Here is a 20,054-nt window from a genome sequence, read left to right as displayed (position 1 = left end):
TGCGCGAGACACAATTCCATCGATAGAAGCGCCAGCCCATCCACGATGCGGACCACCAACTGGAGCGGTGCCGGCAGACGGCGTTCCTACCTATGGTGTGGACTGATTCACGTGGCGTAACGGACTGCGCGGTAGCCCTGCAACCCGAGCAAAATCCCGCGTTCGTGAAACCGTCCCGCCAGGGTCACCCGCGGTCCGGGCGGCGCCAGCGTCTCGATCCGGCCGTCCCCTGGTGGTGAACGAGATACTCTCGCCTCCACAATGCGCTGGACCGTCTCGGCCGGGCCCGGGCGATCACCCGGAGCGTCTCCTCGAGCTCCATCGGCGCTTGCAGCGAAGCAGCCACCTCGGCGATCACAGCGGCGATCTCGAGATGCAGGTCCGCCTGTTCGGTCATCGGTCTCCGGGATGAACGCAACGCTAGATCTGGCGCTCGGCGGCGAGGTGGACCTTGCGGGTTTGCTGCCCGCTGGTCCGCAGCGCCACCAAAGTTAAGCCAGGTGGGTCAAGACTGGCCAATACGAGCACCAACGTTCACCTCGCAGGGGGTCAGCAAACCAGCCTCTGACCTGCACCTCTCGCCGGCAATCTTCAACCGAACCTTCACCGCCCGCCCCCGCCTGCGCCAACTCCCCCACCGGCCCAGCCTGCAACCTCTGCACCTGCAACCCGGCCGCTAATGCCATCCCCACCACAACAGCCCCAACCCCGACCGCAGTAACCACCACCCGTCCTGCCTGCAGCCGCGAGAGTCGCCGGCTCACCCAATGGCCTCCGCGAAGCCGCGACCATCCGAGCAGGTGGAGCGCCAGCAACAGAAGCGCCAGGACGAACGCAGTCACCACGGCGACCCACACCGCGGTCGCCGCACTCGTGCCCAGGAGCAGGACTGCGGTCAGCCATCCCGCACCCGCCGGAACCAGCAACCGCAGATCAACCCCGCGATCCTCAGCAGTATCCGCAGGCCCTCCGCGCTCCACCGAGTCATCCGCAGGACCGGACTCCCTCGGACCATCCGCGGGGCCGGCCTTCCTCGGATAATCCGCAGGGCGGTGCTCCATCGGATAATCCGCAGGGCGGTGCTCCATCGGATCACCCGCAGGGCGGGGCTCCGTCAAGTCATCCGCAAGTCCACCGGGCTGAGCCGGGCTGTCGTCATGCCAACCGCGCTCCGACTCATCGGCTTCGGTGAGGTCGGCGTCGGAACGGTTGGGTTGTGGGTGGCGGGCTTCAGACTCGGACATGGGGTTTCAGGGATTCGAATTTCTTGGGGCCTACGCCGGGGACCTCCTGGAGTTCGTCGGGGCTGGTGAAACGGCCGTGCTCTGTGCGCCAGTCGAGGATTCGCTGGGCTAGGACCGGGCCCACGCCTGGCAGGGCGTCCAGTTGGGCGAGGGTTGCGGTGTTGAGGTCGAGTGGGGTGCCGGGTGGCGCGCCCGGAGTACTTGTCGGGTTTCCCGCGGCGGGACTGCTCGGCGGCGCGGCGCCTGGAACGCCTACGACGATCTGCTCGCCGTCGGTGACTGGTCGGGCGAGGTTGAGGGTCGTCAGGTCTACGCCGGGCAGGGCTCCGCCAGCGGCGGCCAGTACGTCGGCGACGCGCGATCCCGTCGACGCACGGACCAGCCCGGGGCGACGGACTTTGCCGGCGACATGCACCACGACGGTCGCCGGCTTCCCGGGCGAACCGGCGCCGCCAGGAGAGCCCGGGCCGCCAGTAGCGCTGCCAGGGCCGGCCGGTGTCGTACCTGGGGTGGGGACGGCTACTGGTGAGCCTGAGGTGAGGGTGGTTGGTGGATTGGGGATCGGCTCGGGGTTGCTGCGGAGCAGAGCGTAGGCCGCCCATGCCAGTCCTACGAGCAGGACGAGGGCGAGCACGACCACGTGGCGTGGCGACAGTGTCCATAGCGGTCCTTTCAGGCGATCGGGCAAGACCGGCGACGGTGTCCAGCCGCCCCTGACCTCGTCGGGATCGGGAGGATGGCTGGCAGCACGGAGTCGGGACAGGGCTTGCTGGCGGGCATCCGGGTCCGGGGGTGGGGGTCGGCGGGAGAGCTTCACACCAGGAAAAGTACGAGCGTTTCCGCCAACGGCCCGGGCGAGTTCGCAGCCTGTGGACAATCGGCGGGCGCTCACGTTCGACCCGGTGGATCGCGCTTCTGGGGTCGGGTCCGGTCTTCGGCAGTCACCAAGGAACGAACGAAAGTCCAACGTGCCGAGCGAGGCGCCAGCGTGGGCGAGCACCCCGCGATCGGGAGAACCCTGCCGACCACCCCGCTTTCACTCAAGCGGGCGACGCAGGAGCCCGCGCCCGGGGTGGGTGGGAGCCAGCGCCGTAGTGAGCGACGAAGGAGCGAGCGAAGGCGCCAGCGTGGGCGGGTGAGGTGCTTGGTGGTTAGCGGGGGGCGATTACTACGGCGAGCATGCCGGGGCCTACGTGGGCTCCGATTACGGCACCAACCTCGCGGAGGACTATTTCTTCGGCTTGCGGGAGGCGCTCGGCGAGGCCGTCCGCGAGGGTGTGGGCCTTGTCGAGGTTGGAGAGATGGTGGACGGCGACCTGCACCGGGCCGTCGCCGGCGCGTTGGACGGCGATGTCGGCTAGGCGGGCGATTGCGCGGCTCGACGTACGGACCTTCTCGAGCGGCACGATCCGGCCGCCGCTGATGGTGAGCAGCGGCTTGACCGCCAGCGCAGTACCGAGGAGGGCTTGAGCCGCGCCGATTCGGCCCCCTCGGCGGAGGTACTCCAGGGTGTCCACGTAGAAGTACGACGAGACGGCCGCCATCCGTGCTCGGGCGGCGGACTCGACGCCCGCCTGGTCGGCGCCGTCAGCCGCAGCGGCTGCCGCGGCCAGTACCGGGAAGCCCAGCCCCATACCCAGTGAGCGCGAGTCGACCACGCGGACCGGGATCGGTGACTCCTTCGCCCCGATCATGGCGGCCTCGAACGTCCCCGACATATCCCCGGACAGGTGGATCGACACGATCGACTCGGCTCCCGCGGCGGCGATCGCGGCGTACGTGTCGGCGAACGACTGCGGAGCGGGCCGGCTGGTCGACACCGGAGTGAACGTCTTGAGCGCCTCGGCGACGGCGGCCGAGCTGGTCGAGCCGTCGTCGTACGACGTCCCGCCGATCACTACCTGCAACGGTACGACGGTCAGCGGGAACCGGAGTACCTCGAGCGCCGACAGACCCGCGGTGGAGTCGGTGACGACGTGCACGCGGGCTGACATGCAGCGAGGTTACCGGACAGTTTTCGTCGGCGCCTGGTGTCAGACTCGGTGAATGAGGGAGACGAGCGAGGAAGTCGAGGAACTGCAACGGCTGCTCGATGCGGCCTACGAGCGCTCCACGGAGCATCTGCGCAGCATCATCTCCGGCGAGCGGCAGCTGACGGCGGCGGAGCTGGCCGAGGCGCTGCAGGGCATGTGCACGCTCAATCTGGCGACTGTCACGGCGAAGGGCGAGCCGCGGATCAGCGCGGTCGACGGGCACTTCCTGCACGCGCGATGGGTGTTCACGACCTCGGGACAGGCGGCCAAGGCGCGGCATCTGAGAGCTAGATCCGCGGCGAGCATCTCGTACGTCGATGGTGAGCGGATCGGCGTGTTCAGCCACGGGCAGGTCGAGTTCCTGGGCACTGACCATCCGGACTTCGCCGAGATCGAGGATCACCTGGTCGCGCACTACGGCAGCTCGCCGTCGACCTGGGCGGACGACATCGTCTACTGCCGGCTCCAGCCGCACTGGATGGTCGGCTATGCCTTCGACAAGAGCGCTGTGCTCGGCAGGAGCTGATCACAGCCACCGGTACTGCGATCCGCCTCGGCGAGGTGGGGGCCATCCCCTGTGTGGCCCACCACCTCGCCGCTGAGCTGACTCCCCCTCGGTGTCAGCTCACTAGGCTTGGTACCGGCTGTGCCGAGAACCGTCCCATTACGGCTCTCGACGGTCCCCCCGGGGAGCCCCAGCGGTCGACCCACCGGCGGGTGACCAAACCCACCGGCTTTCCCGTATCGACCGGACCGGCACTCGTCCCCTGTGTCGTGTGCCTGGTCTCTGCTGGGACCCCGCCCCGGGTCGCGTGCCCTGACGGTGCACGGCCCCCGGTGTGAGGTAGGACAGCTCCGCGCGACGCAGCACCCCGGAGATTGCGGCAGTAGATCGGCGCCCCCACCGTCTGGCTGCCGGATGCTCTCCGTGTCGCCCGCTCCGGATTCGAAGTACCTCCCGGCAGTACGGCGCACCATGTTTGCCTCGTCATGGTCACCGCCCCCATTCCTGCCCGTCTGGCTCGAATCCGGTTCGGAACTCTGTGTCGTCGAACCGCCCTACGGCAGTCATTCTGGTTCCGCTGAGTAGTCACGGGCGAGGCAGAACCACCGGCAGTTGCCCGGCAGCTTCCCCCTTCCCCCGTCACAAACCAGCCCTCCACTCGTCTGCCGACCCAGACGCGAGGTGCAGGCGCTGGCACGCGCTGACGCGAGGTTGCGGCGCATGACGAGAGGGCGCGGCGCGGGGCAGGAGCACGCGGCGAGCGGCGGGGACGCGATGTGTGGCGGGAGGGCGCGGCAGAAGTGCGCACGCGGGCTGGTGCCTGGGTGTGGGCGTGGTGCGGGCGGGGGGTTAGGAGAGGGCTGTTAGGAGGGTGTCGGCTAGGTGTTGGGCGGCTGTGGCTGGGTCTGGGTGGGGCCAGCCTTCGGCGGGGGTGGTGGTGGCGCAGGATTCCTGGAGGACTGCCCAGGCGGTGGGGAGCATGGGTGGGTCCATGGTGCGTTGCCAGGAGAGGAGTTGGCCGCAGAGGTGGTCGGCTTGGTCGTGCTGGCCGAGCGCATGCAGGACAGCAACCGCCTCCGGCATGACGTCGAGTAGGTAGACGACGCGTCCCTCCACCAACAGACGGCTGACCGCGTCGCGGATCGACACCCGCGCCTGCTCCAGGTCACCCGTACGCCGGGCCAACCGACTCCGGTAGAGCATCACCAAATAGTCGAAGTACCCGCGATGCCCGCGAATGTCCGCGTCTGCCTCATCAAGCAGAGCCTGCGCCAGGTCGTACCGCCCGGCCTGGAACTCCACCATCGCCAGGCACCCGGCCACCTTCGTCCGCTCAGGGTCGTCAGAGGCCTGGCTGCCCCGAGCGAGCTCCGCCCACCGGCGAGCCTCCTCCAGGTTGCCCAGCTCCAACTCGACCCGACTGAGCGCCATGTAGGCGATCTCGTCCGGGTAGACGCCAGGGTTGACCAGTGCCGCCTCCCAAGCGAGCAGCAGCTCCTTGGCCTCAGGCAACCGCCCCCAGCGCGCCAACGCCAACCCGCAGATCGCCTGGACAGTCGCCGACCGCTGTACGTCGCCGTGCTTACGCGCGTCAGCCACCAACGCCGGGATCTCCGCCAAGCTCAACGTGTCCAGCAGCAACGACCCGGACGACACCCACCCGCCGCGGGCCATCAGCCCCATCTCCGACTCCGGCGAGATCAGAGTCCGCGCCTCCCCGTAGTACCGGCGGGCTGCTCGGACGTCGCCGGTCAGGTTGGAGAGTCGGCCGGCGATGGCGAGCAGCCGGCCGCTGGTCTCCTTGTCCTGGACGTTCTCGGCGCACACGCTCGCCCACTGGATCCCGCTCTCGGCCACACTCGCCTGGTACTGCCACGCGATCCGGAAGCCGAGCACGATTGCAGCAGCCGTGTCCCAGTCCCCCAGCGCCGACGCCCGTTCCAAGGCGATCTCGAAGGTCGCCGAGTTGGCGTTGGCGGCCCGGTAGCGCCGTTCCCGGTCCGGACTCGACCAGGCGCCATCCAGTCCTTCGACGTACGTCGCACACCAGGCGACAGCGCGATCCTTGAACTCGACCAGGTCATCGCCCTGCGACGACAGCCCCGCATAGGCGTGCTCGCGGATCGTCTCCAGCATCTTGTACCGCGCGCCGTACAGCTGCTCGAACTCCAGCACCGGCTGCAACAGCGACTTGTCGACCAGCTCGGCCAGCAGCATCGGGACGTCGAGCGGGTCGATCGGCTCGCCCGTGCAGACCCCGACCACAGCGTCCAGCGTGAACGGCGACCCCAGCATCGAGGCGCGGTACAAAAGCTGGCGAGCAGGATCGGACAAAGCGTCGACGCTCCACGCGATCGTGTCGGCCAGCGTCCGCTGATGCGGGGCACCGAACCGTCGCGGCCCCGACAACAACCGGAACCGGTCGTCCAGCGCCGCCAGGATCGTCTCCACCGACAGCGACCCAGCCCGCGCCGCCGCGAGCTCCAACGCCAGCGGCAGCCCGTCGAGTCGCTGACAGAGCCGCGCCACCATCGCCGCGTTCTCGGGGGTCAGCGAGAAGTCGGGCCGGACCCGCGCCGCCCGCCGGCAGAACATCTCCACCGCCGGCGAAGCCGCGATCTCGTCGAAATCCTTGTCATTGCGCGGTACGCCGAGCACCTGCACCCGCCGTACAACCTCATCCGGCAACCCAAGCGGAATCCGCGACGTCACCAGTACGCCGATCCCCGGGAAGCTGCGCACCATCCGGTTGGCCACGGTGGCGACCCCGTCGAGAACGTGCTCGGCGTTGTCCTCCACGATCACCAGGTCGCCCGGCTTGCGCCCGGACAGCACGTCATCGAGATCCGAAGTACCGGGAGCTGTCCCAAAAGCATCGAGGATCGCCGACGGTACTGCGGCATCGCGCTGCACCGTCGTGAGGTCGACGACCACCACGGTGGTGTCCACCGACGAGACCCGGTCGGCGGCGGCCAGCGCGAGTTCGGTCTTGCCGACGCCACCCGGCCCGACCAGCGTGACCAGCCGGTTCTGGCGGAGCAGCTTCTCGATCTCGGCCAATTCGGTGTCGCGACCGACGAGGCCGTCCGGAATTGGTCTGGTCCCCCGCCAGCGCAGGCCCGTCGGCGCGGGGTCGGCAACAGCGATCACCGGTCGCACCGTCGCGTGACCGGCGGCGGCCAGGAACCGGCCGGCGTCACCGTCGCGCAGTCCGAGACCCGCGGCAAGCAGCCGGACGGAGTCCTTGCGCGGCCGGGCCACCCGGCCCGCTTCGAGCTCGCGAATCGTCCGCACGCTGAGCTTTGCGCGGTCGGCCAGCTCCTCCTGGGACAGTCCTGCCTGGACCCTCAAGTCAAGCAAGAGATCGGCAAAACCCCGCCGTCCCTCAGCCCGGCCATCCGCGTCCGACAAAGCCCGTCACCCCTTCAGAGCCTCACAGTCCCCCCACAACATAGCGTGACAGGGGTGTCGGGGCTTTATGCACCCGTAGACCACAGTGCGGGACAGCGGAACCGCAAGGCCAGTGTTCGGCCCGTCAGGCGCTGACGCGAACTGAATCCGTTTCATCGACCGGGGCATACAAAGAGAGCACGTCGGACCATTCTTCGATCCGTGCTCTGGTGTCCGCGCGGCCCGAATCCGCATTCAGCAGACTGCCGTCGCAAATACCTTGGGTGACCCGGACCAGCAGGTCACTTCCCACCACGAGCCAACGCTCACGCAGGTTCTCCAGGGCCGCCATAGGGTGTATTCAAGCCCAACCGTGTTTCACATGCGTAACGCACTCGGCAACATCGCGATAAGTCGCCGACAAAAATCAAAACAATTGAAAAAACAGTTAACTCGGCAACCAGGAAAGGCGCACCTGGCGTTGCGGGTTGTCCACATTGGTGTCGACCAGACAGATCGACTGCCAGGTCCCGAGCATCATCCGGCCGCCGATCACCGGAATCGACGCGTACGGCGGGATCAGCGCGGGCAGCACGTGATCGCGCCCGTGGCCCGGCGTACCGTGCCGGTGCTGCCAGCTGAAGTCGCGGGGCAGCAACTGTTCGAGCACCGCGAGCAGGTCGGTGTCGCTGCCCGCTCCGGTCTCCAGGATCGCGATCCCGGCGGTCGCGTGCGGGACGAACACGTGCAGCAGTCCGTCGCCCCGGGCCTGGTGGGCCCCAGCGGCGACGAACTGCTCGCACTTGCTCGTCAGGTCGAAGACGACCTCGCGGCCGCCCGTTCCGACATCGATCAGCTCTGAACGCATCCGTGCAGCGTCTCAGGCGGGGACGATGTTGACCAACTTCGGCGCGCGGACGATGACCTTGCGGGTGCCGCGGCCGTCCAGCGCCTTCTGCACTGCCTCGGACGCCAGCGCCAGCTGCTCCAGCTCGGCGTCGGAGATGTCGGGTGACACCTCCAGCCGGTCCTTCACCTTGCCGGCGATCTGGACGATCGCGATGACCGAGTCCTGGACCAGCAGGCCCGGGTCGACCTTCGGCCAGCCGGCCTTGGCGACCGTGGGCTCGTGGCCCAGGTTCTCCCACATGTCCTCGGCCGTGTACGGCGCGACCAGGCTCAGCAGGATCGCCACCGTCTCGACCGCCTCACGGACGGCCGGGTCGGCCGCACCCGGGCCGGAGTCGATCGCCTTGCGGGTGGCGTTCACCAGCTCCATCACCCGGGCGATCATCACGTTGAACCGGTACGACTCGATCAGCTCGGTCGCGTCGGCCACCGTGCGGTGGGTCAGCTTGCGCAGCGCCAGGTCACCGGTGCTGAAGTCCACTCCGACCGGGGACTCGACCGACCCGCTCAGCCGCCAGGCCCGCTGCAGGAACTTCAGCGAACCGCCCGGCGACATGTCGGCCCAGTCGATGTCGTCGTCCGGCGGACCGGCGAAGACCATCGTCAGCCGGACCGCGTCGACCCCGAAGGCGTCCAGCTGGTCGCCCAGGTTCACCCCGTTGCCCAGCGACTTGCTCATCGCCTTGCCCTCGTTGATCACCTGGCCCTGGTTCAGCAGCCGGGTGAAGGGCTCGGTCGCCTCCAGCAGGCCCATGTCGTTCAGCGCCTTGACGAAGAAGCGGGCGTACAGCAGGTGCAGTACGGCGTGCTCCTTGCCACCGACGTACTGGAACGTCGGCATCCAGCGGCGCGCGGCCTCCGGGTCGAACGCACCCTCGGTGTAGTCCGGCGACAGGTAGCGCAGGAAGTACCAGGACGAGTCCACGAAGGTGTCCATCGTGTCGGTGTCCCGCTCGGCGTCGCCGCCACACTTCGGGCAGGCCACCTCGACCCAGTCGCGAGCCGAGGCCAGCGGCGAGACGCCCTTGGGGGCCAGTGCCTCGCCCCGCAGGTCAGGCAGCTCCACCGGCAGCTGGTCGTCCGGAACCGGTACTTCGCCGCAAGCGGGGCAGTGGATCATCGGGATCGGCGCACCCCAGTACCGCTGACGGCTCAGCAGCCAGTCGCGCAGCCGGTAGTTGATCGTGCGCTCGCCCAGGCCCTTGTCCTCCAGCCAGTCGATGATCGTCGACTTGGCCTCGGCGACGCCCAGCCCGTCCAGGCTGATCTCGTCGTTGGCGCTGTTGATCGCCGGACCCTCACCGGTGTACGCCTTGCCGTCGAAACCCTCTTCCGGCTGCACGGTCCGCACGATCGGCAGGCCGAACTTCTCGGCGAACTCCCAGTCGCGCGAGTCCTGTCCGGGCACGGCCATGATCGCACCGGTGCCGTAGTCGGACAGCACGTAGTCCGCGGCCCAGATCGGGATCCGCTCACCGGTCACCGGGTTGGTCGCGTAGGAGCCCAGGAAGACGCCGGTCTTCTCCCGGTCGGTGCTCAGCCGCTCGATCTCGGTCGACGCCTTGACCGCGGTCAGGTACGCGTCGAAGGCCTCGCGCTGCTCGGGCGTGACCAGCTCCTCGGCCAGCTTGGAGTCCGGCGCGACAACCAGGAAGGTGGCACCGAACAGCGTGTCCGGCCGCGTCGTGAAGACCTTGATCGGCTCCTCGCGGCCCTCGACCACGAACCCGGTGAAGGCACCCTCGGAGCGGCCGATCCAGTTCCGCTGCTGCAGCAGGATCTCTTCCGGCCACTGCAGCTGGTCCATGTCGTCCAGCAGCCGCTGGGCGTAGGCAGTGGTCTTGAAGTACCACTGGGTCAGCTCGCGCTTGGTCACCTCGAAGCCGCAGCGCTCACAGCGGCCCTGGACGACCTGCTCGTTGGCCAGCACGGTCTGGTCGTTCGGGCACCAGTTCACGTACGACGCCTTGCGGTAGGCCAGCCCACGCTCGTAGAAGCGCAGGAACAGCCACTGCGTCCAGCGGTAGTACTCCGGGTCGGAGGTGTGCAGCCGGCGCGACCAGTCGAAGCTCAGCGCGTACCGCCGGATCGACTCCGCCTGGGTCTCGATGTTGGCGTACGTGTACGTCGCCGGGTGCTCGTTGCGCTTGATCGCCGCGTTCTCGGCGGGCAGCCCGAAGGAGTCCCAGCCGATCGGGTTCAGTACGTCGTACCCCTGCTGGAACCAGAACCGGGCCAGTACGTCGTGCAGCGCGAACACCTCGCCGTGACCCATGTGCAGGTCACCCGACGGGTAGGAGAACATCGTCAGCGCGTACCGGCGCTCCGCGGAGCCGTCGTCCTTCGCCTTGAACGGGTCGAGCTTCTCCCACACCGGCCGCCACTTGGCCTGCATGGTGTTGAAGTCGTAGCCGCCGCGGTCGATCGCGTCGTCCGCCTCGTGCTCCACCTGCTCGCTCACCGTCGTACTCCCGCGTTCTCGAGATGTCATGGACCCTGGAAATGAAAAAACCCCTCGCACAGGAGGGGACGCCGTACTGGCCGGCGCTCAGAAGGCGCCCAGTACGGCTAACTAAGGAGCAGGGTCACTCGCATATCACCAGATTAGCGCATCACGCCGCCCATCCGTGACCGGGTAACTCCGGACCGGCGCCCGCCACAGAGGACGGGCGCCGGAGCCTGGAGCAGGGCTCAGCCGAAGGTCACGCCGAAGGTCGCGAGCCACTGCTGGACGACCGGGATGTCGACCCGCTGCAGTCCGCCGAGGTAGCGGCAGTTGTCGGTGTAGCCGTAGCTGGTCACCGTCACCACGTAGCCGCCGTGGAAGGTCGGCCCGCCGGAGTCACCGAAGCAGGTGCCACCGGTACCGCGGTTGTCGTTGATGTTGCCGTTCACCTGCAGGATCTGGTCGGTCAGCTTCTGGCCGGGCTGCTCGGCGAACCGGCGCAGCAGCGGGTACGACATCGGCGTCGGCTTCTGCGGCCCCGAGTCGGGCTTGCGGACCTCGGTGCCGTAGCCGACCGACGTGAAGATGGTCTTGTTCAGCGTGGGCTGCCCGAAGGCGTTCAGGTAGTTGGTCGGCGCGATCCTGGCCGGGGTGATCGTCGTCAGCGGCCGGTCGAGCACGATCACGCCGACGTCGTTCCAGTTGTTCAGGTCGGTGAAGTCCGAGTACGCCGGGTGCGTGTACGCCGTACCGGACAGGTACCCGGCCGCTTCGAGCTCGGCCTGGGTGTAGCCGGCAGCGGGGTTGGCCGCGACCGGTAGCGGTGACGGCGGCTGCAGGGCGATCACCGACTTGAAGGTGACCAGTGTCTTGCCGAGTGTGCCGTCGGTGCAGTGTGCTGCGGTCAGGACGACGGTCGGCGAGACCAGGGTCGCGCTGCAGCGGAACCGCCCGTCCGGGGTGTAGAAAGCGATCAGCCCGACGTTGGGGTGCCGGTTGCCGTCTGGTTCACCACCGGTGATCGCGCTGGCCGGCAGGGCCGGCAGCAACGCCGCCACGAGTGCCAGCAGAGCAACGCCAATAGTGCGGCTAAGTCGACTCATGTCATCTCCAGGGGAATGTGGTGCAGTAAACCGCATTGCAGCACCAAGGAGGAGGACCGTCTAGAGGTTCTCCTAATGCAAGGGTCAACCTTCGGAGCCCAGGTGGTGGGTGCCGCCGGAGGCCCTGTACTGCGTTGGCGACTTGCCGTAACTGCTCCGGAACGCTGTGCTGAACGGCCGTACGTCGGAGTACCCGCAAGCACGTGCTACCTCGGTCACTGTGACGGCCGAGTCGAGCAGTAGCTGGGCTGCCAACTCGAGTCGCATCCGGCGCAGGGTCGCCATCATCGAAGTACCGACGTACTGCCGGAAGAGTCGCTCCGCATGGCGTTCCGACAGGTGTACTGCGGCCGCCACCTCCCGTACGGTGACCGGACGAGCCAGGTTGTCCAGCAGGTGCCTCTGCATCGCCTCGACCACTACTGGGCCCCTGTCGCGTACTACGGGCGCAACCGACAAGTCCTGGTCGAGCGCAAACGCCCGTGCCGTGTCGAGCACGAGTGCAGCTCCTAGCGCGGCCAGTGCCTCGTCATAGCCGGATTGCGGTTGCGCGGCCTCCCCTGCCAACGCAGTGATCACCCCAGCCAGCCCACCGACCCGGCGCGACACCACTGGACCGTCCGCTCGAGTCAACCCCGACCACCAGCCACTGCCGGAGACACTGGCCAGTGGACGGAAGGTGAAGCCCCAGAAGGCGATCCCCAGCGGCGACGACCGGCTCGACTCGATCTCGTGGATGTCCCCCGGCCGGGCCAGGAACACATCCCCTTCACTGACCCCGTACTCCGTCGTACCGGAGTTGAAGCGCCCCTCGCCGGAGTACGCCAGGCAGATCTCGTGGAACGAGTGGCTGTGCCAGTAGTTCCGCCAGTACTCCGGCCGGTAGTGCCCCCAGCTCACAAAGTCAGCCCGGAACCCGCCGACCTCACAGGACTCCAGTAGCCCCGCGAGGTCGACGAACCGGCCGGCCGACTCAACGGCTGCCAGGCTCAAACGCCCACCGAGCCGCGGCCGGTCGGGTCGATGCCGCGGAGGATCATGCCCTGGCCGAGGGAGTGTTCGTGGGTCTTCACGGTGGGCGGGTCGGACGGGTCGCGGTACTGGACGAGCCAGGTGGTCCGGGGTTCGCTGCTGACGTTCACCCCTGAGCCGTGGACGGTGAGGTAGGTGAAGAACAGCACGTCGCCGGCTTCGGCGGGCTGCGGCACCGCGTCCTCGAACGGCACGTCCGGCAAGTGGAAGGAGCCTTCCGCGTCGTGCTCGCGCGGCCCGGACAGGTGGCTGCCCGGGATGACCCGGACGCAACCCTTCTCCTCCGGCGCGTCGTCGAAGTGGAAGATCGCGGCGCCGACCCGGTGGTACTTGTGCGGGAAGAACGGGTAGTCCTGGTGCAGCGGGAACGGCGAACCGTTCTCCGGCGGCTTCACGAACAGCTTGGTGTGGTGCAGCTGGACGTTCTCCACCCCCATCACCGCGGCGGCCACATCGGTGAACCTCGGGTCCACCAGCAGCTTGCTGAACGCCGCATCGTAGAACTGCGCGTCGTGCAGGTGCTGCAGCCGCGTCTTGGTGTCCGTCATCCCCATCGCGGACTGCCAGGTGGGGTCGTCGTCGCGGTTCAGCCGGGCCAGCAGGGCATGACTGGTCTCCCGGTACGCCGCTGCTTCTGCCTTGCTGAGCAGGCCTTTCACCAGTACGAACCCCTGCTCGGCGTACTGCGTGGCCAGTGCCGGCAGGTCCGGCCGGCTCTGCATGATCGTCATCTCGGATTCCTCCTGGTCGGGTACCACCGAGCCTAGGAACAACAACGTCCGGACAGCCATGTTCTGCCCGGACGCCGATGTTCGCCAAACGGACATGCCTACTCGTCGCGGGGGCGTTCCACCGGTACGACGATCGGCCGCAGCCGCGCCCAGAGCACGAACAGGGCGGCGAAGGCGAGCATCGCGAGGCCTCCCCACAGGTTGATGTTGATCCCGTCGGCCTTGGCCACCTCCTGCGGGTCGGCGATCAGGCCGAGGATCGTCAGCACCAGGCCGTAGATCCCGATCAGCGCCGCGATCACCACCCGGATGTCGAACGCGCCGGCCTTCTTCTTCTCTGCCATCTCGAGTTGCTCCTTTCCGGGTGGGTCAGCCGAAGATGATGTTGAGCCCGATCACGAGCACCAGGGAGATGCCCGCCAGCAGGGTCGGTTTGCGGTACCAGCCGTGGTCGCCTTCCTGGGCTTCCTCGGTCCGGTCGGCCTTCGGGGTCAGCGAGTACACCAGGCCCTTGAGCTCCTCGTCCGACTTCGGCGTGGTGCGCAGGCTGATCAGCACGCTGAGCAGGATGTCCACGACGAACGCCGCGCCGGCGCCGACGAAGCTCGCCCCCTGGCCGGGCAGGTTGATCACGCCGGTCTCGGAGAGCACGAACACCGCGATCGCAGTCGCCGTACCGCTGACCAGGCCGACCCAGCCGGCCGTCGCGGTCATCCGCTTCCAGAACATACCCAGGATGAAGGTGGCGAACAGCGGCGCGTTGAAGAACGAGAACAGCTGCTGCAGATAGTCCATCAGGTTGCTGTAGCCGGAGGCGATCGCGGCGGTGCCGATCGCGACCACCGTGCCGCCGACCGTCACCCAGCGGCCGGTCCGCAGGTAGAAGTCGTCGTCGCGGTCCTTGATCAGGTACCGCTCGATCAGGTCGTACGTCATCACCGTGTTGAACGAGCTCAGGTTCGCCGCCATACCGGCCATGAAGGAGGCCAGCAGACCGGTGATCGCCAGCCCGAGCATGCCGTTCGGCAGCAGGTCCCGCATCAGCAGCAGCAACGCGTCGTTGTAGGTCACCGAGCCGCTGCCGTCGGCCTTGAACTTCTGCAGCTCCGGGACGGCGACCGCGGCGATCATGCCGGGGATGATCACGATGAACGGGACGAACATCTTCGGGAACGAGCCGATGATCGGGGTGCGCCGGGCGGCCGACATGTTCTTGCTGGCCATCGCCCGCTGGACCTCGACGAAGTTCGTCGTCCAGTAGCCGAACGACAGCACGAAACCGAGGCCGAAGACCAGGCCGATCACCGACAGGAAGCTGCTGTCGAAGCCGCTCAGCTGGTTACCCGGCCAGGCGCTCAGCTGTTCGGAGCCGCCGTTCGGCGCGGCAGTGATCTTGTCGACCAGGCCCTGCCAGCCACCGACCTTGTGCAGGCCGACCAGCGTCAACGGCAGCAGCGCGGCCACGATCACGAAGAACTGCAGCACCTCGTTGTAGATCGCCGCCGACAGGCCACCGAGGGTGATGTAGCTCAGCACGATCACCGCGGCGACCACCACCGAGACCCAGATCGGCCAGCCGAGCAGCACGTTCACGATCGTGGCCAGCAGGAACAGGTTCACCCCGGCGATCAGCACCTGGGCGACGGCGAAGCTGATCGCGTTCACCAGGTGCGCGGTCTTGCCGAACCGGCGCAGCATGAACTCGGGCACGCTGCGGACCTTGGAACCGTAGTAGAACGGCATCATCACGACGCCGAGGAACAGCATCGCCGGGATCGCGCCGATCCAGAAGTAGTGCACGGTCGGCATCCCGTACTGCGCGCCGTTGGCCGACATGCCCATGATCTCGATCGCGCCCAGGTTGGCCGAGATGAACGCGAGCCCGGTCACCCAGGCCGGTAGCGACCGGCCGGACAAGAAAAAGTCCAGGCTGTTCGAGACCGCGCGTTTGGCGAGGTAACCGATGCCGAGGACGAAGGTGAAGTACAACGCGATGATGATGTAGTCGATCGCTGTGGCGTCCAGCCGCAGAATCGATTCTTGCGTTAGCACAAGCCGGTCCTCCGCATCGTCGTTGTCATGACGCAAGGTGACGCTACCGGTGAGAAACGTTACCCTCCCCCACCACTCCGGCGGCAGTGGGCCGCGCCCGACCGCCGGAATTCTCCATCCCGATCTCCACCCGGGGATGGTCCGAAACGTGGCGGCGTTCTCCTACCCTCGGGCAGGTGAACACGAAGGCGATCTTCGGCGAGACCGGATGGCTCGGCCGGGCGATGACCTCGGCCGTCGCGATCGGCGTACTGGCCACGGCTCGGCCGACTGAGCCGTGGGTGTGGGCTGTGCTTGGAGCCGGGTTGCTGGCCTTCCTGGCCGGAACCTTCCTGATGACACTGCGCCCGTACTGGGCCCTTGGGCTACTCGCGTACGCCGCGGTCAGCTCCGCGCTGGTCACCGGAGTCTCCGACTCGAACGCCCTCGTCCTGGTGCTCGTGTCGATCACCGACATCGCCGTGATGGCGCAGCCCTGGCGGAACCGGCCGATCATTGCCGTCGGCATCAGCTGTGCCGTTGCCTATGGCATCTCCGCTTGGTGGTGGGACCGAAGCGACACCTGGTACCTGAGTCAGCTGATGTGGACGGCCATCCTGATCGCCTTCGGGCTGAACCGGCGTCAGTACGAAGTACAGGCTCGGCAGACCGCGCAGTTGCTCGAGCAGACACAACTGGCTCAGCAGGAGCACGCTCGGGCTGCGGCGCTCGACGAACGCGGGCGGATCGCGCGTGAGCTGCATGACGTGCTGGCCCACTCGCTCGGCGCACTGACCGTGCAACTCGAGGTCGCCGAGGCATTGCTTGCCGAGCGCAACGACACGGCCGGCGCTCTCGACCGGGTACGCCGGTCGCGACGGCTGGCCGGCCAGGGATTGGTCGAGGCCCGCAATGCTGTTGCCGCGTTGCGTTCCGACGAAGCACCGGCGCTTCCTTCAGCGCTTGCCGCGTTGGCCGAGCAGCATGAGAAGGACCACGAGACGAAGGTGACCGTGACGAACTCTGGTACGCCGCGGCCTCTCGCCTCTGGAATCACTGTGGCGTTGCTCGGTGCTGCACGCGAGGCGTTGACCAATGCGGGCCGGCATGCGCCTGGCCGACCGGTCGAGGTGCAACTCGACTATTGCGATGGATTGCGGCTGGCGGTCCGCAACGCTTGTGCGGCGGCGCCTGTTGGTGAGGGGTTCGGTCTTCCGGGGATGCGGGAGCGGCTCGCCCTCGTCGGTGGGAAGCTGGAGGCCGGACCGGATGGGGACGGCTGGCTGGTCGTCGCGGAGGTGAAGGATGCCTGAAGCGCCTGTGCGCGTGGTGGTCGCGGACGATCAGCAGGTCGTGCGCGAAGGACTGGTCGCGCTGCTCGGCCTGATCGATGGCATCGAGGTGGTCGGCTCGGCCGGCGATGGTGCCGAGGCGCTCGAACTCGTCGCGGCCGGCGCGGTGGATGTCGTGCTGATGGATCTTCGGATGCCGGTGATGGACGGGGTCCAGGCGACGGCCCGGATCGCGGCGCAGTACCCGGAGGTCGCAGTACTGGTGCTGACGACGTACGCCGACGACGAGTCGATCGCGTTGGCGCTGCGGGCCGGCGCTCGCGGGTATCTGACCAAGGACGCCGGGCGGGTGGAGATCGGCGCGGCGTTGCGGGCGACGGCTGCTGGGCAGTCCACGTTCGATGCCGAGGTGTCGCGGAAGCTGATCGCGGGACTGGCGTCGACTCCAGTGCCGCGCAACGACGGGTTGACGGCGCGGGAGAGCGAAGTACTGAAGCTGATCGCTCGTGGGTTGAGCAACGCCGAGATCGCCGAGCTGCTGTTCATCGGCGAGGCGACGGTGAAGACCCACATCAACAACACCTTCGCCAAGATCGGCGCCCGCCACCGCGCCGAAGCCGTCCGCTACGCCTACCGCCACGGCCTCGCCGAAGCCTGACAGCTCGGTGGAGTCCGGCCGACTCGGTGCAGCTCTTTGTCGCGGTGGCGGCGGTCAGCTGCGGTTCAGTCATTGTTGTTCGCGGCCTCGTGCAGTCGGCTTCGCACGAAGGTCACGTCTGGGTCGTCACCACCGACCCTGTTCTCGAAGAACTCGATGCGCCTCCGGGCCTCCTCGAGGTTTCCTTCGGCGATGTCCATCAGGGTGCGCACCCAACCTCTGCCGATACCAACAGGGCAGGCATCGACGGCACGGCGCAGCCCATCGTCGTCGAGGCTGGCAGCGACCCTTGGGATGGCCTGCGTTTCCACGATCGTCCAGACGAACCTGCCGACGTCCAGCGGATCATCCTCGCTGGTGATCGTAAAGCTCGCGACCTCGTCGAACCAGTCGTGGTCCAGCGCATACGAGGGGCGCTTCGTCATCGGCTTTCGCCCGGTGCCTTCCCGAAATTCCTGCAGATACCGTGAGACCACGCCAATGTGCACATGGAAGGTGCGCACCTGCGCTGTCGACCGCGCATGGTGTCCAGACAGAATGAGGCTTCCCACATGGCCGGCCGTTCCGTGCAAGTAATACTGTCCGGATCCACCGCGCCAGCCTCGTTCGCGCAAAGCTGGCGTCATGCATTCCTTGAGCATGCGTCGGTACTGTTCCTGGGCGGTCACTGCCGGAGTCTAGGAGCTTCCGTGCCGCAGCCCCAAGCACGCGAGCAGTTCGAAGAACGAATCCTCGACGAACAGCCCCTCGTGGTCGAAGCGCGCAGCCGGCTCTGACGCTGGGCACGGCGCCGCGAGGCCTGCATCGGTAGCCCACGAAAGCGCACGCTCGGCGGCGGCCAGACCAGTCGGCACCGCAGCGCGCAAGCGAGCGCACTCGGCCTCGAACTCGCGCTCGTACCCGGCGTTCAGCTTCAGATGCGGAGTTCGGCGACGACGGGGCGGTGGTCGCTGCCGGTGGACTTCATCACCCAGGCCTTGGTCGGGGTGACGCCGCGGACCAGGATGTGGTCGATCCGCGCCATCGGGAAGTCGGACGGCCAGGTGAAACCGAAGCCGTAGCCCGCGACGCCCTGGGCCGACCGGAGGCCGACGGTCAACGGAGCCAGGCTGCGGTCGTTGGCCGTCCCGTTGAAGTCACCCATCACGATCACGCCGGCCAGCTTCTCGCCGGCGATCTGCTGGCCGAGCTGCTTGATCGTGTCGTTGCGCTGGTTCGAGGTGAACCCACTGGTGCCGATCCGGACCGACGCCAGGTGCGCGACGTACACGGCGACCTTGCCCTCCGGCGTGGCCACCTCGGCCCGCAGCGCCCGCGTCCAGGTGAAGCCGACGTCGACCGATCTGCTCTCCTCGACCGGGAACTTCGACCACAGCGCGACGGTGCCGCGCGCGACGACGTGCGGGTACACCTTGGCGAACTGGGCCTTGTAGACCTTCAGGTCCGCCGGCGTGATCTCCTCCAGCGCGACGATGTCCGCGTCGGCGGCGATCAGGTCCCGCGCGGTCCGCTCCGGATCCTTGTTCGCCGCGTCCACGTTGTGCGACAGCACCCGGAGGTCGTGGGAGCCGCCGCCCTTGCCCGGGACCAGCAGGTTCCCGTACATGAATCCCCAGACCAGGATCGGGACCAGCAGCGCGACGCCGGCGGTGGCGGACCGGCGGAGGATCGCCGCGAGGGCCAGCACCGGGATGGCGACGCCGACCCAGGGCAGGAAGGTGTCGAGCAGACTGCCGAGGTTGCCGATCGAGTTCGGGACGTGCCGGTGGAACAGCAGCGGCACGGCGACCAGGATCGCCAGCACCGCGATGAACCACCCACGGCGCCACTTGCCGCCCTTGCGATCCCGGCGCGCGGCAGCACGGCCGGTACTGGGTTTACGGCGGCCGGGGTCCCGGCGGCTGACAGCAGTCTGGCGGTCGGACATGCAGTGATTCTTGCCCACCCGGGGGCCGGACCAAAGTCTGGGACCGTCCGATCATCCCGACGACGATCCGAAATCATCCGTTGGTACCACCCAGCCGTCCGAACGTAGGGGCCCGCGGCCTCGCCAATCAGTTGCCGCAAGCAACAGAACCCGCCCGGCCCCGACCGGCCTCCGGCATCGCGCAGCCGGCCCGAACTCGACGATTCGATCCGCGACCCGCACTGCGCACACCGTCCGCCAGTACTCACCCGGCCAGTATTCACAAAGACGCCATGCTGGTTGAACCGTCGGCCGCATAGCGTGCCGGACATGACTCAACCTCCCACCTTCGAGCCGCCGCGCAGCATCGACAGCCCCGAGGAACGGGCCCGGTACGAGCGCGGCGCCGCAGTACTGAACGCCGTCGACGGCGGATCGGCGCCGGCCGTCATGGAGGCGCTCAGCGACATCGCGCCGGCACTCGCGCACCACATCGTCGCCTTCGGGTTCGGCGACATCTACTCCCGGCCCGGCCTCGATCCGCAGCAGCGGCAACTCGTGACGCTGGGCATCCTGACCGCGCTCGGCGGCTGCGAGCCGCAGCTGGAGGTCCACATCCGGACCTCGCTCAACGTCGGGCTGACCCCGACCGAGATCGTCGAGGCGCTCACGCACGCCGCCGGCTACTGCGGCTTCCCGAAGGCCCTGAACGCGATCTTCACCGCCAAGCGCGTCTTCGCCGAGCGCGGCCTGCTCCCGGTCGCGGACTGATCA

The 20,054-nt window shown here is 67.8% G+C and carries 18 protein-coding genes; 4 read left to right on the top strand and 14 right to left on the bottom strand.

What is annotated here, in order from left to right:
* Positions 1-184: 184 nt before the first annotated feature.
* The 3 genes from AB0F51_RS20365 to AB0F51_RS20355 all read right to left on the bottom strand — a co-directional run bounded on the left by AB0F51_RS20365 (position 185) and on the right by AB0F51_RS20355 (position 3,238).
* Entirely contained in the window at positions 185-397 is a 213-nt protein-coding gene (locus tag AB0F51_RS20365) for a hypothetical protein (protein WP_360282051.1), read from the bottom strand.
* Between the two features lie 833 nt (positions 398-1,230).
* Positions 1,231-1,884, bottom strand: coding sequence for a ComEA family DNA-binding protein (locus AB0F51_RS20360; protein ID WP_360282049.1), 654 nt, complete (start codon positions 1,882-1,884; stop codon positions 1,231-1,233).
* 511 nt (positions 1,885-2,395) lie between these two features.
* Positions 2,396-3,238, bottom strand: a complete 843-nt coding sequence (locus AB0F51_RS20355; protein WP_360282047.1) for a DegV family protein — start codon at positions 3,236-3,238, stop codon at positions 2,396-2,398.
* 52 nt (positions 3,239-3,290) lie between these two features.
* Here AB0F51_RS20355 and AB0F51_RS20350 point away from each other — a divergent pair, with 52 nt between their 5' ends.
* On the top strand, positions 3,291-3,803 hold the full coding sequence (locus AB0F51_RS20350) for a pyridoxamine 5'-phosphate oxidase family protein (RefSeq protein WP_360282045.1): 513 nt from the start codon (positions 3,291-3,293) through the stop codon (positions 3,801-3,803).
* An 828-nt stretch (positions 3,804-4,631) separates the two neighbouring features.
* On the opposite strand, the gene AB0F51_RS20345 is transcribed toward AB0F51_RS20350, so the two are convergent.
* From AB0F51_RS20345 to AB0F51_RS20305, 9 genes are all read right to left on the bottom strand, one after another.
* On the bottom strand, positions 4,632-7,142 hold the full coding sequence (locus AB0F51_RS20345; RefSeq protein WP_360282043.1) for a helix-turn-helix domain-containing protein: 2,511 nt from the start codon (positions 7,140-7,142) through the stop codon (positions 4,632-4,634).
* A 175-nt stretch (positions 7,143-7,317) separates the two neighbouring features.
* Entirely contained in the window at positions 7,318-7,524 is a 207-nt protein-coding gene (locus tag AB0F51_RS20340; protein ID WP_360282041.1) for a hypothetical protein, read from the bottom strand.
* Between the two features lie 96 nt (positions 7,525-7,620).
* The gene (locus AB0F51_RS20335; RefSeq protein WP_360282039.1) at positions 7,621-8,040 is read right to left on the bottom strand and encodes a YjbQ family protein; all 420 of its coding nucleotides are present in this window, start codon (positions 8,038-8,040) and stop codon (positions 7,621-7,623) included.
* Between the two features lie 12 nt (positions 8,041-8,052).
* Positions 8,053-10,542 carry a leucine--tRNA ligase gene (gene leuS, locus AB0F51_RS20330; RefSeq protein WP_360282037.1) on the bottom strand — a complete coding sequence of 830 codons (2,490 nt, stop codon included), beginning with the start codon at positions 10,540-10,542 and terminating at the stop codon, positions 8,053-8,055.
* Between the two features lie 230 nt (positions 10,543-10,772).
* Positions 10,773-11,630 carry a trypsin-like serine protease gene (locus AB0F51_RS20325; protein ID WP_360282035.1) on the bottom strand — a complete coding sequence of 286 codons (858 nt, stop codon included), beginning with the start codon at positions 11,628-11,630 and terminating at the stop codon, positions 10,773-10,775.
* Between the two features lie 84 nt (positions 11,631-11,714).
* On the bottom strand, positions 11,715-12,623 hold the full coding sequence (locus tag AB0F51_RS20320) for an AraC family transcriptional regulator (protein ID WP_360282033.1): 909 nt from the start codon (positions 12,621-12,623) through the stop codon (positions 11,715-11,717).
* Positions 12,620-13,393: a phytanoyl-CoA dioxygenase family protein gene (locus AB0F51_RS20315; RefSeq protein WP_360282031.1), complete on the bottom strand. Its 774-nt coding sequence runs from the start codon at positions 13,391-13,393 to the stop codon at positions 12,620-12,622. Before AB0F51_RS20315 ends, AB0F51_RS20320 begins: the two co-directional genes overlap by 4 nt.
* Before the next feature lie 98 nt (positions 13,394-13,491).
* The gene (locus tag AB0F51_RS20310; protein WP_360282029.1) at positions 13,492-13,737 is read right to left on the bottom strand and encodes a hypothetical protein; all 246 of its coding nucleotides are present in this window, start codon (positions 13,735-13,737) and stop codon (positions 13,492-13,494) included.
* Between the two features lie 25 nt (positions 13,738-13,762).
* Positions 13,763-15,445, bottom strand: coding sequence for a sodium:solute symporter family protein (locus AB0F51_RS20305; protein WP_360282027.1), 1,683 nt, complete (start codon positions 15,443-15,445; stop codon positions 13,763-13,765).
* Between the two features lie 176 nt (positions 15,446-15,621).
* Between AB0F51_RS20305 and AB0F51_RS20300 the strand changes: the two genes are divergently transcribed.
* Both AB0F51_RS20300 and AB0F51_RS20295 read left to right on the top strand, forming a co-directional pair.
* Positions 15,622-16,737, top strand: coding sequence for a histidine kinase (locus AB0F51_RS20300; RefSeq protein ID WP_360282025.1), 1,116 nt, complete (start codon positions 15,622-15,624; stop codon positions 16,735-16,737).
* Positions 16,730-17,374: a response regulator transcription factor gene (locus AB0F51_RS20295; protein WP_360282023.1), complete on the top strand. Its 645-nt coding sequence runs from the start codon at positions 16,730-16,732 to the stop codon at positions 17,372-17,374. Before AB0F51_RS20300 ends, AB0F51_RS20295 begins: the two co-directional genes overlap by 8 nt.
* A gap of 65 nt (positions 17,375-17,439) precedes the next feature.
* Here the strand turns inward: AB0F51_RS20295 and AB0F51_RS20290 are convergent, their stop codons facing one another.
* Complete coding sequence (locus AB0F51_RS20290) at positions 17,440-18,042, bottom strand: hypothetical protein (RefSeq protein WP_360282021.1); 603 nt, start codon at positions 18,040-18,042, stop codon at positions 17,440-17,442.
* 245 nt (positions 18,043-18,287) lie between these two features.
* On the bottom strand, positions 18,288-19,301 hold the full coding sequence (locus AB0F51_RS20285; RefSeq protein ID WP_360282019.1) for an endonuclease/exonuclease/phosphatase family protein: 1,014 nt from the start codon (positions 19,299-19,301) through the stop codon (positions 18,288-18,290).
* Positions 19,302-19,610: 309 nt separating this feature from the next.
* On the opposite strand from AB0F51_RS20285, the gene AB0F51_RS20280 reads away from it, so the two are divergent.
* Positions 19,611-20,051 carry a carboxymuconolactone decarboxylase family protein gene (locus AB0F51_RS20280; RefSeq protein WP_360282017.1) on the top strand — a complete coding sequence of 147 codons (441 nt, stop codon included), beginning with the start codon at positions 19,611-19,613 and terminating at the stop codon, positions 20,049-20,051.
* Positions 20,052-20,054: the final 3 nt, after the last annotated feature.

Source organism: Kribbella sp. NPDC023855, assembly GCF_040639475.1.
Classification (GTDB): domain Bacteria; phylum Actinomycetota; class Actinomycetes; order Propionibacteriales; family Kribbellaceae; genus Kribbella.
Note: the sequence above shows the minus strand (reverse complement) of the source record. Positions and strands in the feature narration are given on the sequence as shown.

Bases quoted from the DNA above. Each gene is read 5' to 3' on its own strand.
- AB0F51_RS20285 (WP_360282019.1), bottom strand. From the start codon at position 19,301: ATGTCCGACCGCCAGACTGCTGTCAGCCGCCGGGACCCCGGCCGCCGT.
- AB0F51_RS20340 (WP_360282041.1), bottom strand. From the start codon at position 7,524: ATGGCGGCCCTGGAGAACCTGCGTGAGCGTTGGCTCGTGGTGGGAAGT.
- AB0F51_RS20355 (WP_360282047.1), bottom strand. From the start codon at position 3,238: ATGTCAGCCCGCGTGCACGTCGTCACCGACTCCACCGCGGGTCTGTCG.
- AB0F51_RS20315 (WP_360282031.1), bottom strand. From the start codon at position 13,393: ATGACGATCATGCAGAGCCGGCCGGACCTGCCGGCACTGGCCACGCAG.
- AB0F51_RS20280 (WP_360282017.1), top strand. From the start codon at position 19,611: ATGACTCAACCTCCCACCTTCGAGCCGCCGCGCAGCATCGACAGCCCC.
- AB0F51_RS20310 (WP_360282029.1), bottom strand. From the start codon at position 13,737: ATGGCAGAGAAGAAGAAGGCCGGCGCGTTCGACATCCGGGTGGTGATC.
- AB0F51_RS20365 (WP_360282051.1), bottom strand. From the start codon at position 397: ATGACCGAACAGGCGGACCTGCATCTCGAGATCGCCGCTGTGATCGCC.
- AB0F51_RS20350 (WP_360282045.1), top strand. From the start codon at position 3,291: ATGAGGGAGACGAGCGAGGAAGTCGAGGAACTGCAACGGCTGCTCGAT.
- AB0F51_RS20295 (WP_360282023.1), top strand. From the start codon at position 16,730: ATGCCTGAAGCGCCTGTGCGCGTGGTGGTCGCGGACGATCAGCAGGTC.
- AB0F51_RS20325 (WP_360282035.1), bottom strand. From the start codon at position 11,630: ATGAGTCGACTTAGCCGCACTATTGGCGTTGCTCTGCTGGCACTCGTG.
- AB0F51_RS20335 (WP_360282039.1), bottom strand. From the start codon at position 8,040: ATGCGTTCAGAGCTGATCGATGTCGGAACGGGCGGCCGCGAGGTCGTC.